Here is a 584-nt window from a genome sequence, read left to right as displayed (position 1 = left end):
GCCGCGGCCGCCGGGTACTGTTGCTCGACCACGCCAACAAGCCAGGCAAGAAGATCCTCATGTCTGGCGGCGGGCGCTGCAACTTCACCAATATGTACACCGAACCGGCCAACTTCCTCTCGCACAACGCCCATTTCTGCAAATCGGCGCTGGCCCGCTACACGCAATGGGACTTCATCGAGCTGGTGTGCAAGCACGGCGTGGCGTACCACGAGAAGAAGCTCGGCCAGTTGTTCTGCGACAACAAGGCCAGCGACATCCTCGACATGCTGCTGGCCGAATGCGACGAGGCCGGTGCCGAAATCCGCATGCACACCAGCATCGAACAGATCGAAAGAACCGAAAGCGGCTACCTGCTGCAGACCAGCGGCGGGCAGTTCGCCTGCCAGTCACTGGTGATCGCCACCGGTGGCCTGTCGATCCCGACCCTGGGCGCCACCGGGTTCGGCTACCAGGTCGCGCGCCAGTTTGGCCACACCCTGCTGCCGACCCGCGCCGGGCTGGTGCCGTTCACCATCACCGAGCCACAACTCAAGGCATTGTGCAGCGAGCTGTCCGGCACTTCGCTTGATTGCACGGCCACC

At 63.5% G+C, this 584-nt stretch carries 1 protein-coding gene; it reads left to right on the top strand.

What is annotated here, in order from left to right; genetic code table 11:
• Positions 1–584: aminoacetone oxidase family FAD-binding enzyme (locus GYA94_RS26920; RefSeq protein WP_161893481.1), on the top strand; the 584-nt coding region annotated here is incomplete at both ends.

Origin of the sequence: Pseudomonas juntendi (assembly GCF_009932375.1) — a bacterium.
GTDB lineage: Bacteria > Pseudomonadota > Gammaproteobacteria > Pseudomonadales > Pseudomonadaceae > Aquipseudomonas > Aquipseudomonas juntendi.
The sequence above is the reverse complement of the archived record's forward strand: the minus strand, read 5'-3'. Positions and strand labels throughout refer to the sequence as shown.